Annotated in this window: 12 protein-coding genes and 1 tRNA gene; 3 read left to right on the top strand and 10 right to left on the bottom strand. The window is 70.4% G+C overall.

Annotation, left to right across the window (positions count from 1 at the left end; genetic code table 11):
* The 3 genes from EFK10_RS29305 to EFK10_RS29295 form a co-directional block, all read right to left on the bottom strand.
* Positions 1–1,794: tetratricopeptide repeat protein (locus EFK10_RS29305; RefSeq protein ID WP_240677542.1), on the bottom strand; the 1,794-nt coding region annotated here is incomplete at its 3' end.
* Positions 1,795–1,984: 190 nt separating this feature from the next.
* Positions 1,985–2,058: transfer RNA gene (locus tag EFK10_RS29300), tRNA-Met, on the bottom strand.
* 41 nt (positions 2,059–2,099) lie between these two features.
* On the bottom strand, positions 2,100–4,949 hold the full coding sequence (locus EFK10_RS29295; protein WP_127358672.1) for a UPF0182 family membrane protein: 2,850 nt from the start codon (positions 4,947–4,949) through the stop codon (positions 2,100–2,102).
* A gap of 147 nt (positions 4,950–5,096) precedes the next feature.
* Here EFK10_RS29295 and EFK10_RS29290 point away from each other — a divergent pair, with 147 nt between their 5' ends.
* Entirely contained in the window at positions 5,097–5,651 is a 555-nt protein-coding gene (locus tag EFK10_RS29290) for a PPA1309 family protein (RefSeq protein ID WP_127358670.1), read from the top strand.
* 180 nt (positions 5,652–5,831) lie between these two features.
* On the opposite strand, the gene EFK10_RS29285 is transcribed toward EFK10_RS29290, so the two are convergent.
* From EFK10_RS29285 to EFK10_RS29275, 4 genes are all read right to left on the bottom strand, one after another.
* Positions 5,832–6,911 (bottom strand): YlbL family protein, encoded by a 1,080-nt coding sequence (locus tag EFK10_RS29285; protein WP_127358669.1) that lies wholly within the window; start codon positions 6,909–6,911, stop codon positions 5,832–5,834.
* Positions 6,912–6,955: 44 nt separating this feature from the next.
* Positions 6,956–7,120: a hypothetical protein gene (locus EFK10_RS47860; RefSeq protein WP_164836192.1), complete on the bottom strand. Its 165-nt coding sequence runs from the start codon at positions 7,118–7,120 to the stop codon at positions 6,956–6,958.
* A gap of 133 nt (positions 7,121–7,253) precedes the next feature.
* Positions 7,254–7,691: a molybdenum cofactor biosynthesis protein MoaE gene (locus EFK10_RS29280; protein WP_127358668.1), complete on the bottom strand. Its 438-nt coding sequence runs from the start codon at positions 7,689–7,691 to the stop codon at positions 7,254–7,256.
* 71 nt (positions 7,692–7,762) lie between these two features.
* Positions 7,763–8,866, bottom strand: coding sequence for an SDR family oxidoreductase (locus EFK10_RS29275; protein ID WP_127358667.1), 1,104 nt, complete (start codon positions 8,864–8,866; stop codon positions 7,763–7,765).
* Between the two features lie 118 nt (positions 8,867–8,984).
* On the opposite strand from EFK10_RS29275, the gene EFK10_RS29270 reads away from it, so the two are divergent.
* Together EFK10_RS29270 and EFK10_RS29265 are read left to right on the top strand one after the other, a co-directional pair.
* Complete coding sequence (locus tag EFK10_RS29270) at positions 8,985–10,382, top strand: zinc-dependent metalloprotease (protein WP_127358666.1); 1,398 nt, start codon at positions 8,985–8,987, stop codon at positions 10,380–10,382.
* A complete protein-coding gene (locus EFK10_RS29265) occupies positions 10,379–10,915 on the top strand; it encodes an NUDIX hydrolase (protein ID WP_240677541.1) in 537 nt (178 codons plus the stop codon). Before EFK10_RS29270 ends, EFK10_RS29265 begins: the two co-directional genes overlap by 4 nt.
* An 89-nt stretch (positions 10,916–11,004) precedes the next feature.
* Here the strand turns inward: EFK10_RS29265 and EFK10_RS29260 are convergent, their stop codons facing one another.
* The 3 genes from EFK10_RS29260 to EFK10_RS29250 all read right to left on the bottom strand — a co-directional run.
* Positions 11,005–11,763, bottom strand: a complete 759-nt coding sequence (locus EFK10_RS29260) for an AIM24 family protein (protein WP_127358665.1) — start codon at positions 11,761–11,763, stop codon at positions 11,005–11,007.
* A gap of 16 nt (positions 11,764–11,779) precedes the next feature.
* Positions 11,780–12,463, bottom strand: a complete 684-nt coding sequence (locus EFK10_RS29255; protein ID WP_127358664.1) for an AIM24 family protein — start codon at positions 12,461–12,463, stop codon at positions 11,780–11,782.
* A gap of 8 nt (positions 12,464–12,471) precedes the next feature.
* On the bottom strand, positions 12,472–13,426 hold a 955-nt coding region (locus EFK10_RS29250; protein ID WP_164836191.1), incomplete at its 5' end, for an AIM24 family protein.

Here is a 13,426-nt window from a genome sequence, read left to right as displayed (position 1 = left end):
GCACCAGGCCTGGGCGTCGGCGAGCTGGCCGTGCCGTGCGGCCAGCAGGGCGAGCCGCAGGGCCGCGCGGCCGTGGCCGGCGTCGGCTGCGCGGGTCCACCACAGGGCCGCCTCGGGCTCGGCGCCCTCGCGGGCGAGGAGCAGGCCGAGGTTGAACGCACCGTTGCTGCTGCCGGCCTCGGCGGCCTCCCGGTACCAGTGCGCGGCGTCGACGACGTCACCGCGCTTGGCGGCGCACATGCCGAGCCGCACCTGGGCGCGCCGGTGGCCCTGGCCGGCGGCACGCTGGTACCACTCCTCGGCCTCCTCGGGGCTGCCGCTACGGTCCAGCAGCGCGCCGAGGCGGAAGGCACCCTCGGGGCTGCCACCGCCCGCCGCGCAGCGCAGGTGCCGCTCGGCGCCGTGGGAGTCCCCGTCGCGCTGCAGGGCGATGGCGACCTGCAGTGCGGCCTCACTGTGCCCCGCCGAGGCCGCCCGCTCGTACCAGCGCCGTGCCGTGGCCTGGTCGTCGCGACTGGCGTGCAGGATGCCGAGGTTGAACGCCGCGTCGACGCTGCCCGCCTCGGCCGCCTTGGAGAACCACGGCTCGGCGCCCGCCGCGTCGCCGCGCTGCAGCAGCAGGACGGCAAGCGCGTTGGCGGCCTCGCGGTGGCCCGCGTACGCCGCCTTGCGGTACCACTGCTCGGCCTGGGCGGTGCGGCCCTGGCCGGCGCAGAGCAGGCCGAGGTTGAACGCGCCGTTGATGTCACCGGCGTCGAGGGCGACGCGGTACCAGCGCTCGGCGGTCTGCGTCTCGCCCTCCTGGGCGTGCAGCGCGCCGAGCGCGTTCGCGGCGTTGCCGTCGCCGGCCTGGGCGGCGCGGCGCCACCAGGTCGCGGCGCCGTCGATGTCACCGGCGTCGCGCAGCAGGAAGCCCAGCGCGCAGGCGGCGCGGGGCTCGCCGTCGCGGGCGGCGGTGAGGTACCAGCGGGTCGCCTCTTGGTTGTCGCCGCGCTCCTCCAGGATCGTGCCGAGCCGCAGCGCGGCGCGGCGGTGCCGCCGGGCGGCCGCCTGCCGGTACCACTGCTCGGCCTCCAGGTCCTCGCCGCGGGCGGCGCAGATCCGGGCCAGGCGGTACGAGGCCTCGCGGTGCCCGTGCTCGGCGGCGGCGCGGAACCAGCGCTCTGCGCCGACGTCGCGCCGGTGGTCCAGCAGGTCGGCCAGCGCGTACGCGCCCAGCACATGGCCGGACTCGGCGGCCTGGCGCAGCCAGTACTCGGCACCGGGCTCGTCGCCGCGCTCGCGGAAGTAACGGCCGAGCGCGTGCGCGGCCGCGGGGGAACCGGCGACGGCGGCGATCCGCCACCAGGCGGCGGCCTCGTCGGCGTAACCGCGCTGATGCAGCAGCAGGCCGAGGTTGTTGGCCGCGGCACGGTCGCCGTTCGCGGTGGCGCTGCGCAGGTAGGGCTCGGCCCCTTCGAGGTCGCCCCGGCGCAGCAGCATGGTGCCCAGGATGCTCATGGCGACGGGGTCGCCGTGGTCGGCGGCCCGGCGGTGGCGGGCCTCGAGCTCGGCTTCCTCGCGGGCCTCCAGGCTTTCCTCGTCCGGGAGTTCGGACTCGACGAGGCGGTCCTCGTCGGCGACGGTGTACGGAGCGGGGTGCGCGGCGGTGTACGCTGCGTCGGCCGGGCGCGGCCCAGGCAGCAGTTCGGCGACCGTCGGCGCGAGCGTGGGCACCACAGTCCCGCTCGCCGGCCCCTGGTCATGGGTCTGACGAGTATTCAGCAGCCTTGCACCATCCCCCATAAGGTCCATCGTCGCACCATCCGTACCCGCATTACACCTGGTATGCCGCAACCCAAAGGGTCACTACAGCGCTTTGTCGACTTCCCGACATGATGCCAGGCGAAACCTCAAGCCGCTCGCTTACCGCGCACTTCCCCCGTGCTTTCCCCGTACAAGTGAAAAGGTCCGGAGTCTGTTGACTCCGGACCCTTCCATGCAGTAGCGGGGACAGGATTTGAACCTGCGACCTCTGGGTTATGAGCCCAGCGAGCTACCGAGCTGCTCCACCCCGCGTCGTTGTGTCCTAACCGTACCACGACGCGAGCTGTGCCTGCTCAGCCCTGTTTCTGCGCTTGGTTCTCGGCGTCCTTCGCCCGTTTCAGCGCGTCCGCCAGGTCCTTCTGCGCCACGCCGTACGCCTGCCAGTCGCCGGCCTTCAGGGCCTTCTGCCCGGCGTCGTACGCCTTCTGGGCGTCGTCCAGGGCCTGGGCGACGGTGGAGTTGGCCGGTGGTGTCGTGGTGCCGGCCGGTGGACTCGTACTCGTACCGCCGTTGACGCCGAAGACCTTGTCGAGGGCCTGGCCGAGCGTGTTCTCGAAGGCGGTGCTGTCCCCGTAGTGCACCAGGACCTTCTTCAGCAGCGGGTAGTTGGTGCCCGCGCCGCGCACATAGACCGGTTCGACGTAGAGCAGTCCGCCGTCGAGCGGGACGGTGAGCAGATTGCCGTACTCAACCGTCGAGTCGCCGCCCTTCAGGAGTCTGATCTTCTCCGCGACATCAGGATCGGAGTTGAACAGGCTCTGCACCTGCTGTGGACCGGACACCGTGGTGTTCGACGGCAGCTTGAGCAGTCTGATCGCGCCGTAGTCCGAACTCGTCGCGTCGGCGTCGACCGCCATGAAGGCGCCCAGGTTGTCACGCCTGTTGGGCGTGAAAGTGGTGGTCAGCGAGAAGGCCTCACTGCTCTGGCCCGGCATCTTCAGGCTCAGGTAATACGGCGGCACTGACTTGCCGGTCTTGGCGGCCGGGTCGTCCGGAACCTGCCACACCTCGCTGCCGCTGTAGAAGGTGGACGCCTCGGTGACGTGGTACTTCGTCAGCAGCTGGCGCTGCACCTTGAACAGGTCCTGCGGGTAACGTAGATGGGCCATCAGCTCGCTGCTGATCGCGCTCTTCGGCTGCACCGTGCCCGGGAACGCCTTCATCCAGGTCTTCAGCACCGGATCGGCCTTGTCCCACTGGTAGAGCGTCACCTCGCCGGTGTACGCGTCCACGGTGGCCTTGACCGAGTTGCGGATGTAGTTGACCTGGTTCTGCTGGGCGAGGACCGCACGCTGACCGTTGGTCAGCGAGTCGGCGGTGGTGTCGCCGAGCGTCGTACGCGAGGAGTACGGATAGCCGTTGCTCGTCGTGTAGGCGTCGACGATCCACACGATCCGGTGGTTCACCACGGCCGGGTAGACGTCGCCGTCGATGGTCAGCCAGGGAGCGACCGCCTCGACCCGCTCCTTGGGGGTGCGGTTGTAGAGGATCTTGGAGTCGCTGCCGATGGCGCCCGAGTAGAAGATCTGCGGCTCGCCGAAGGCGACGGCGTACGCGGCCCGGGTGACCGGATTCTTCAGCGCGACACCGCTGTTGCCCGTGTAGGTGAAGGACTTCTCGCCGTTGTCGTCGGTGTAGTCGATCTCCTTGGTGGAGGAGTCACCGACGATCGAGTACTGCTTGGTCTGCTCGCCGTAGTAGATCCGCTGCTCGTAGTCGCCCAGCTCGCCCTTGGCCGGCAGATCCGACTCGGTGAAGTCCGGGGAGCCGTTGCTCTGGACCGAGGTGCCCTTGGCCGCCACCACGCCATAGCCGTGGGTGTACTTGAAGTGGTCGTTGATCCAGTTCTGCTGCGGGATGCCCTTCACGTTCAGCTCGCGCAGTCCCACCACGGTGTCCTGCTCCTGGCCGGCGACCGTGTAGCGGTCGACGTCCAGCGTGGACGGGAAGGCGTAGTAGCTCTTGGTCTGCTGCAGCTGCTGGAAGGTCGGCGACACCACGTTCGGGTCGAGCAGCCGTACCGAGGCGGTGGTGTCGGCGTCGTCCCGCAGAGTCTGCTTCGCGCTCGTGCTCGTGCCGGAGTACTCCGTCACCTTGGTGTTGTCGATGCCGTACGCCTTGCGTGTGGCGTCGATGTTCTTCTGGATGTACGGAGTCTCCTTGGCGGCCTCGTTGGGCTGCACCTGGAACTTCTGCACGATGGCCGGGTACAGCCCGCCGATCAGGATCGCCGAGAGCACCATCAGGCCGAAGCCGATGAGCGGCAGCGACCAGGTGCGCCGCCACAGCGTCGCGAAGAACAGCAGCGCGCAGATGATCGCGATGGCGAAGAGGATCGTCTTGGCCGGCAGATAGGCGTTGGCGTCCACATAGCGAAGGCCGGTCCAGTTGCTGGATTTGAGGTTGCCCGCCTTCACCGCCAGCGAATACCGGTCGAGCCAGTACGCGACCGCCTTGAGCGATACGAACAGGCCCAGCAGGACGGACAGATGGCCGGTCGCGGCCGCCGTCGCCCTGCTGCCCGGCGAGGTGATCCGCAGCCCGCCGTACAGGTAGTGCACCAGCGCGGCGGCGAACAGCGAGAGCACGACGGCGGCGAAACCGAAGCTCAGCAGGAAGCGGTACCAGGGGAGGTCGAAGGCGTAGAACGCGACGTCCATGTGGAACTGCGGGTCCTTGGTGCCGAACTGCGTCGCGTTGACCCACAACAGCCAGGTCCGCCACTGGCTGGATGCCGAGGCGCCGGCGATCAGGCCGACCAGGGAGCAGATGGCGAGCAGCGACCACTTCTTGTACGGGGCGATGCCCATCCGGTAGCGGTCGAGGCTCTGCTGCTCCACGGACATCGCACTCAGCGGCGGCCGCAGCCGGTGGGCGAAGTAGATGTTGACGCCGATGGCGGCGGCCATCAGCAGCGCGAAGACGAAGAACAGCCCGATCTTGGTCCACAGCGTCGTCGTGAAGACCGAGGAGTAGTGGACCGAGCGATACCACAGCCAGTCGGTCCAGAAGCCGGCGAACATGACGAAGGCGATGGCCAGCACGGCCAGTACGCCCACCGTCATGAGCAGCGTCCGGGTACGTCGGGACGGCCGGCCCACTCTCATCCGCGGCCCCGGCGGACCTCCGCCGCGGTCCGGCATCTGGAATACCAAGGTGCGCACCTCGAAGTATCGATTAGGGCGTTTCAGGGCAAAACGGCGGGCGCCTGGTCCGACGCCCACTGGTGCAACTTACTCAGGCTTTACTCGGTTCCCGCATTTGGTCACAGAAGAGGCAGGATATTGACCATGTCCAACATTGCGTCCGATGGTGCACCACTCGCCGCCACCCCGCTCACCCGTGCCGTACTCGAGATCGACGACTACGCCTCCGGCCTGGGCTGGGACCAGCCCGCCCGGCTCTTCGCCCTCGTCGACACCGCTCAGCTGCGCACCCAGGAGCCCGGTCTCGCCGACCAACTCGGCCTCGGCGAGGAGAACGCCGGCGCCCTGACCCCGATCGAGCAGGACGAACTGCCGGACGGCACCCCCCTCGACGAGTTCCTCGGGACCATCGCCTGGCCCGACGTCATCGCCGGCTGCGCCATGACCGTCGAACGGCTGATGCTCCCGCCCGCCGCCGAGCAGTCCATCCCCGAGGGCCTGGACGACGCGGCCCTGGCCAAGTGGGTCGCCGCCCACCCCGAGCGCCAGGAAGTCCGCATGACGGTCGCCGTGCTCCGCGACGGCGCCCGCGAGTCCGCCGTCCGCCTCCGCGAGAAGGACTCCCCCACCGAAGTCCTCACCGGCGCCGACCTCGTCCCCGGCCTCGCGGACGCGCTGGCGGCGACCTTCGAGGCCTGAACGCTTCCTCCGGCAGCCTGCCGGCGAGTGAGCCGAAGAGGAGCGGCCGCCGTCAAAAGAGAGAGCGCGCGGAGACTGTGAGGTACGAGCAGTCGAGCACGGTCGACCTCCCCCAGCGCTGCCGCTGGCTGGGGGGAGTGCCCCCACAGTGGCTTAGCGCAACGGAGGCGAAACGAGCCCTCACGAGGAAGGCGTGCAGCTGGGCAGGCTTGCCGTGTCCCCGGTACGTATCTTCTCGAGGGCGGCCATCGCGTCGTCTATGGTCTTGACCTTGACCAAGCGGAGCCCGGACGGGGTGTCCTTGGCCGCTTCCGCGCAGTTGTCCGACGGAGTCAGGAAGTACTGGGCACCCTTGTCGCGGGCGCCGATGGTCTTCATGTCTATGCCGCCGATCGGGCCGACCTTGCCGGTGTCGTCGATCGTGCCGGTGCCGGCCACGAACTTGCCGCCGGTCAGGTCGGTCGGGGTCAGCTTGTCGACGATGCCGAGGGCGAACATCAGGCCCGCGCTGGGGCCGCCCACGTCCGCGAGCTTGATGTCGATCTTGAACGGGAAGGTGTGCTCGACCCCGGCCTGGATGCCGACGACCGCGCGCGCCTTGCCGCCGTCGGTCGACTTCCTGGTCGTGATCGTCTGATCCTGGGTCGCCGCGTCCTTCTTGCCCGCGTCCTTCTGCGGGACGACCGTGAAGACGACCTTCTCTCCCGGCTGGTGCTTGGTGACCAGCCCGGCGACATCGGCGGCCGCCTTGACCGGCGTGCCGTCCACCGCCTTGATCACATCACCCGCGTGCAGGACGCCCTCGGACGCGCCGCCCTTCACCACCGCCGACACGATGACCCGCGAGCCCACCGGGATGCCCAGCTCCTTCAGCGCCGCGACCTTCGCGCTGTCCTGGGACTGGGTGAACTCCTCGGCGTTCTCCTGGTCGGCCTGCTGGGCCGTCTGACCGCTGGGGTAGAGGGTGTCGTGCTCGACGACCTTCTCGTCGCGCAACAGCCAGCCGCTGACCACCTCGACGAGATTCATCTTGGTGTCCGCGCCCGTGACCCGCACCGTCGTCATGTTCAGGTGTCCGGTCGTCGGATACGTCTTCCGCCCCGAGATCTGCAGCACCGGCTCCCCGCCGTGCTCCCCCAGGGTGTTCACGGTCGGGCCCGGGGACATCTCCGAGTACGGCACCGGCAGCAACAGCGCCGCGCAGAGCAGCGCTATCAGCGTCAGGGTCGAAGCGAGCAGCGTCGCAGTGCGGCGTGGCATGGAACGACAGTACGGGACGGGTCCGACAGTCGCCCCACAGGGCCTCAGCGTGATCCGGCGTCGGACTCGCGCATGGCCTCACGGAAGCGCTCGTAGTCCGCCAGCGACGCACCGTCGCCGGTGCTCCTCGTACGGGCGGCCCAACTTCCCCAGACCGCCGCCGCGATCGCGGCAACCACCGGAACGAGCAACCATGCGAGCGCTGCCATTGCGGCCTCCCGACCCCACGCACCGATCATGAACTATGAGCAGATTAACCACCCGGTGCTCTAACGTTCGCGGCGGGTCAGAAGTTACGCAACCGCAGGTGAGCAGGCGAGGTGAGCGGTCAGTGGGCGCGGCCTAGTGGGCGCAGGCGCCCACCCATTCCTCGGCGCCGTCCGCGAAGCGCTGATGCTTCCAGATCGGCACCTCGCGCTTGAGGTCGTCGATCAGTCGGCGGCAGGCGGCGAACGCCTCCGCGCGGTGCGGGCAGGACACCGCCACGACCACCGCCAGATCACCCACACGGAGATCACCCACACGGTGTACGGCCGCCAGTGCCCGTACCGGGAAGTCCGCCGCGACCTTCTCCGCGACCCGGCGCAGCTCCGCCTCCGCCGACGGATGCGCCGAATAACTCAGGCCGGTCACCTCGGCCCCCGACCCGCCGTCGTGGTCCCGAACCGTCCCCACGAACAGCGCGGTCCCGCCGGCGGCGTCGTCCCCGACGGCCCTGAACACCTCGTCCACGGACAGGTCGGTATCACGTATGGCCAGCAGGCGGATCGTCTCTTCCATACGCCCCATGCTGCCGCAACCGCCCGCGATGCGGAAACCCCCTTCCGGGGAGGAGTCGGTTACGCCCGCTCCTACAGCCCGCGCCGCTTGCGGACCCGCCGCACCATCGCGGCCGTGCCGACCAGGGCGACCGTCGCACCGGCGGCGCCGAGGGTCGCGGCGTCCTTGCGGCCGAGGCGGCGGCCGACGACGGAATTGCGGCCGGCGACCTCCTCCAGGAGCTCGGCGAGGACCTCCTCGTTCGTCCAGTGCGGGCGCCAGCCGGCCTCGTGCAGCCGGCTGCCGCTGACGACCCAGGGGTGCATGGTGTACGTCAGATCGCCGGCCGGGGACGGGGTGAGGCCGAGCCGGTGGAGCCGGGAGGCGGCGCCCAGAGCGATGGCGGGGGGCAGTTCCATGCGGCGGATACCGCTGAGCTCCTCGACCTCCTCCTGCTCGAGCCAGCCGTCGCAGCCGACGGCCATCTCGCCGTCGACCTTCTCCAGCACGGCGTACTCCAGCGCCGTGACCAGGTCGTCGACATGGCAGAACTGCCAACAGGGCCGGCTGCCGGCCACCACCAGCAGCCTGGGCGACTCGAAGTACCGGGTCAGGGCGGTGTCCGTGCCGCCGACCAGGACGGCGGGCCGCAGAATCGTCACGTTCAGCCCGGGGTGGGCGCGGGGCGCGCGCTTGCCGAGGCGCTCGATCTCCAGCAGGTCCCCGACGAAGCTGGCCTCCGCCGTGGCGCGCAGCGGCGCGTCCTCCGCGAGCGGGATGTCGTTGTCGGGCTCGGCCCCGTAGACCATGGCGGACGTGCAGAGCACGACCCGCCGCACACCGGCCGCCGCGGCGGCCGTGAGCACGGTCTGGGTGCCCCGGACGTTGAAGGCGGTGCGCGCCTTGGGGTCCGACTCCAGGTCGAGGTCGAGTCCGAGGTGGACGACGACGTCGACGCCCCGCAGCCGCTCGGCGATCACCGGGTCGCGTACGTCAAGGACGCGCCAGGTGGCGCCCGGCACATCGCCGCGCCGCTCGTCGATCGCCACGACCTTCTTGACCTGGCCGGACTCGACGAGCCGCAGGGCGAGCAGCCGGCCGACGCCGGTGGCCGCGCCGGTAACGGCGACGACCGGCCCTGACGCCGCCCTGGAGCTGCTCCGCTCTGGGCGAACTGACGATTCTGGGGAACTCACCGGGTGTCTCCCACGGTTGTTTCTGGTACGAGGTGCGCACATTCAGTACGCAGCCATCCTGCCTGACGGGTGTCTAGGCTGGAGGTACAGCCCACAACACACAGAGCCGAGGAAACCCGTGAGCGACAATCCATTCGGATTCGGCCTCCCCCCGGAGGAGCCCGATGACGGGGACAACGGCAAGAAGCCGAGCGGTTCCGGCGATGGCTCGCAGGGTCCGGTCGGCCCCGGGAATCCGTTCGGCTTCGGCGCGGGCGGTGCGGGGGACAACCCCTTCGCCGCGATGTTCGGATCCCTCAACCCCAACGACCTCGGCGCCGCCTTCCAGCAGCTCGGGCAGATGCTCTCGTACGAGGGCGGCCCGGTGAACTGGGAGATGGCCAAGGACATCGCCCGCCAGACGGTCTCCCAGGGCACGCCGGACGGCACCAAGGACGCCAGTGTCGGCCCCGCCGACCGCGCCTGGGTGCAGGAGGCCGTGCGGCTGGCCGACCTGTGGCTGGACGGCGCGACCTCGCTGCCCTCCGGGGCCGGCTCGGCGGTGGCCTGGAGCCGCGCGGAGTGGGTCGAGGCGACCCTGCCGGTGTGGAAGGACCTGGTCGACCCGGTCGCGGAGCGCGTGGGCGCCGCCATGGGCGACGTACTGCCCGAGGAGATGCAGGCCATGGCCGGCCCGCTGCTCGGCATGATGCGCTCCATGGGCGGCGCCATGTTCGGTACGCAGATCGGCCAGGCGCTCGGCACCCTGGCCGGCGAGGTCGTCGGCTCCACGGACGTCGGCCTGCCGCTCGGCCCGGCCGGCAAGGCGGCCCTGCTGCCCGCCAATGTCGCCGCCTTCGGCAAGGGCCTCGGCATCCCGCAGGAGGAGGTGCGGCTCTACCTGGCGCTGCGCGAGGCCGCCCACCAGCGGCTCTTCGCTCATGTGCCGTGGCTGCGGGCCCACCTCTTCGGCGCCGTCGAAGGCTATGCGCGCGGCATCAAGGTCGACACCGCCAAGCTGGAGGACGCGGTCGGCCAGCTCGACCCGACCAACCCCGAGGCTCTGCAGGACGCCCTCCAGCAGGGCATGTTCCAGCCCGAGGACACCCCTGAGCAGAAGGCCGCGCTGGCCCGCCTGGAGACCGCACTGGCCCTGGTCGAGGGCTGGGTCGACGCCGTCGTCCACTCCGCCGCCGCCCCGCACCTGCCCTCGGCCGGCGCCCTGCGCGAGACGCTCCGGCGCCGCCGCGCGAGCGGTGGGCCCGCCGAGCAGACCTTCGCCACCCTCATCGGCCTCGAGTTGCGGCCGCGCCGCCTCCGGGACGCCTCCCGCCTGTGGGCCTCGCTGACCGACGCACGCGGCGTCGACGGGCGGGACGGGCTCTGGGCCCACCCCGACATGCTGCCGACGGCCCAGGACCTGGACGACCCGGACGGCTTCGTGCACCGCGAGGCCATCGACTTCTCCGAGCTCGACAAGATGCTCGGCGACGCCGCGCGCGGTGAGGACGAGGACAAGGGCGACACGGAGAAGTGAACGACCTGTATGCGGACGCGGTGCGCGTCCTGAAGGACTGGGACGCGCCCGACGACGGCCAGGAGCAGCTCCGGCTGGACTACCTCGACCATCTCGCCGAGCATCGCGACGGCGTGTGGAAGCCCTGTCGCGACGGGCACATCACCGCGAGCGCGCTGGTCATCGACCCGGTCGGGGAGCGCGTCCTGCTGACCCTGCATCGCAAGATGAAGATGTGGCTGCAGATGGGCGGCCACTGCGAGCCCGAGGACGCCGCCCTCGCCGACGCCGCCCTGCGCGAGGCCACCGAGGAGTCCGGCATCACCGGACTCACCCTGCTCCGGCCCGAGCCGGTCAACCTGGACCGCCACCTGACGCCCTGCGCGTGGCACCTGGACGTCCAGTACGCGGCGCTGGCCGCGCCGGGGGCGGTCGAGGCGATCAGCGAGGAGTCGCTGGACCTCAAGTGGTACACGTACGACGAGGTGGGCGAGGTCGCCGACGGCTCGGTCGCGGCATTGCTGGCGCGTACGCGGGCTCTGCTGGGCCTCTGAGCAAGGGCGTTCGGTGGGCGGGGGCTTGGGGGCAGCGCCCCCAAGCCCTCCAGTCCGAGTCAGTCCGAGTCAGTCCGAGTCAGTTCAAGTCAGTTCGAGAAGATGTTGCCCTGGTTCTGCCCGTGCGCGCCCTGCTGGCCGAAGCCGTACTGCGCGGCGAGCCCCTGGCCGATGTGCGCGCCCTGCGGCGGCAGCAGCTCGCTGGGCTGGACCAGCGCGTAGCCCTGCCCCAGGAAGCTCAGCTCCCAGCCCTCACCGGTGGTGCCCCGGCGGCGCCAGACCGAGGAGGACGACGTCTGCGCCTGCATCTGGACCCGCAGCGACGTGGACCAGGCCACCACGGCGTCGGCGTCGGCCGAGACGTACTTGTCCGGCGTCACGGGCAGCAGCAGCGGCTTCCCGGAGGTCATCAGCGCGACCTTGCCATGGCCCGAGATGTTGAGGTTGTACGCGCCGGTGCCGGAGACGCCGAACTGACTGTCGACGGCGATGACCTCCCAGTGCAGCGCCGAGTCGAGCGCCAGGACGTACGCCGCGTCGACCGTCAGGCCCTCGTGGTCGACGTCCACGACGTGGATGTGCTGGGCGAGGTTGGCCAGGTAGACCGTGCCCTGCCCCGAGCAGCGCATGAGGTCGAGGCCTTCGCCGGTACGGGCGCGCGCGTTGCGCTGGCCCTGCGTACGGTATTCGCCGTCGAACTCGATGAGGCCCTGGTAGGCGACCATCGCGCCCTTGCGCGCGAGGCAGTCGGTATTGCCGTCGAGCCTGACCCTGAGGAGCTGCTCGTTCTGGAGCGTGTAGTGATCCTCGGACTGGACTTCGGTGTAGGCGAAAAGCGGGCTCTGCATGATGTGTCGCTCCCCCTCAGCCCCGGACTCGGAGGCGGTCGGTGCTGTCTTCGCTGGGCTGTACGACCACGAACCCCTGGCCGGAGAAGCCGATCTGGAAGGCCTCGCCACTGCCGCGCCCGATCAGGGACGAGGCCTTGAAGCTGCGCTTGGACTTGGTCTTGAGCCCGGACGACCAGGCCACCAGCGCGTCCGGGTCGACGTACGTCTCGTCGTCGCCCCGCCCGCAGTCGACGACCATCGGCGTGCCGCGCGAGGTGATGGCGACCCAGCCGGTGCCGGAGATCCCGACGTTGAACAGACCCTGTCCGGCGAACTTCGCCAGGCCCTTGACCCGCTCGACGCCCCACTGCAGGTGGGCGTCGAAGGCGAGGAGATTGGTGCCGTTGACCGACAGGGACTCGTTGTTGAGGTAGACGGGCACCACATCGGCGCCGTAGTCGGCGAGGTAGAGCAGGCCGTCGCCGGTGCACTTCATGACGGGTGCGCCCTCGCCGGTGAGCCACTGCGAGGCCATCTGGCGGACGGCGGGCGGATTCGGCTCGTACTGGACGAAGCCCTCGTACGCGACCATGGAGCCGGTGCGCGCGAAGAGGTCCTGGCCGGTCTGCATAACGACCTTGAGCATCCGGCCGCCGTGGGTTTCCATACGGGCGGTCACCGGCGTCGGCGCGTAACCCGCGATCAGGGTCTGGTCCATGGCGGGTCTCACACCTCGTAGGGCTGGACGATGATGAAGTTGCCGGGGGCGCCGCGGAACTGGAGGTTCACGGTCTCGCCGCTGTGGCCCGGGTAGGCGTTGCGGCGCAGCCTTACCTGGCTGGAGAGGATCACCTGCGAGGCGGCCGACCAGGCGACGATCGCGTTGCTGTCGGCGTACGTGGTCGGGGTGACCGGCAGCACGACGGGGGTGCCGTGGGTCTTGACGATGACGGTGCCGGTGCCCTGGAAGAGCATGGTGAAGAGCGCGCCGCCGGGGATGCCGTGGCCCTCGATGCGGCGCACCTCGTGCTGGAGCGACTCGTCGAAGGCGAGGACATTTTCGGCGGAGACGCAGATGGCGTCGCCCTGGAGCTCGATCGGGTGCAGGTTGGCGGAGTTGTCGGCGAAGAAGACCTGGCCACGGCCGGTGCAGCGCATCAGCTGCATCTCCTGGCCGGTGGCGTTGCCGACGATCCGGCCGGTGAAACCGGCGCCCTTGTAGCCGAATTCCACCTTGCCCTGGTAGACCACCATGCTGCCCTGCTTGGCGAGCACGGGCTGGCCGCCGGCCTGGGAGAGGTCGGCACGGACGAGCTTCCCGTTCTGCTGCGTCCAGCGCTGGCCGGTGGGCGCCTCGCGGTACTTCTCCATGGCGGCGCTCAGCCCCGCGCCCGCGGGGGAGGCCGGGATGCCGACTCCCTGCGGCGGGACCTGGCCGAACTCCGGCTGTCCGTACGGCTGCTGCCCGAACTGCGGCTGGGGGTACGGCTGCTGGCCCGGGGGGCCGGAAGGGCCCGGAGGGCTGGGGACGCCCGGCGGTGGCTGGGGCGGCGGGACCTGGCCGAAGGGGGGCGCGTTGAGCGGCGCGACCATGGTGGGCGCGGCGTGGATGGGCGGGGCTGGGGGCGGGGCCGCGGGCGGGGCCATGGGCGGCGCGGCGGGCGCGCCGAAAGCCGGAGCG

It is taken from the genome of Streptomyces soli (assembly GCF_003999195.1).
Classification (GTDB): domain Bacteria; phylum Actinomycetota; class Actinomycetes; order Streptomycetales; family Streptomycetaceae; genus Actinacidiphila; species Actinacidiphila soli.
The sequence above is the reverse complement of the archived record's forward strand: the minus strand, read 5'-3'. Positions and strand labels throughout refer to the sequence as shown.

Coding starts and splice junctions, on each gene's coding strand:
- EFK10_RS29295 (WP_127358672.1), bottom strand. CDS start 4,949: ATGCCGGACCGCGGCGGAGGTCCGCCGGGGCCGCGGATGAGAGTGGGC.
- EFK10_RS29290 (WP_127358670.1), top strand. CDS start 5,097: ATGTCCAACATTGCGTCCGATGGTGCACCACTCGCCGCCACCCCGCTC.
- EFK10_RS29285 (WP_127358669.1), bottom strand. CDS start 6,911: ATGCCACGCCGCACTGCGACGCTGCTCGCTTCGACCCTGACGCTGATA.
- EFK10_RS47860 (WP_164836192.1), bottom strand. CDS start 7,120: ATGGCAGCGCTCGCATGGTTGCTCGTTCCGGTGGTTGCCGCGATCGCG.
- EFK10_RS29280 (WP_127358668.1), bottom strand. CDS start 7,691: ATGGAAGAGACGATCCGCCTGCTGGCCATACGTGATACCGACCTGTCC.
- EFK10_RS29260 (WP_127358665.1), bottom strand. CDS start 11,763: ATGCAGAGCCCGCTTTTCGCCTACACCGAAGTCCAGTCCGAGGATCAC.
- EFK10_RS29255 (WP_127358664.1), bottom strand. CDS start 12,463: ATGGACCAGACCCTGATCGCGGGTTACGCGCCGACGCCGGTGACCGCC.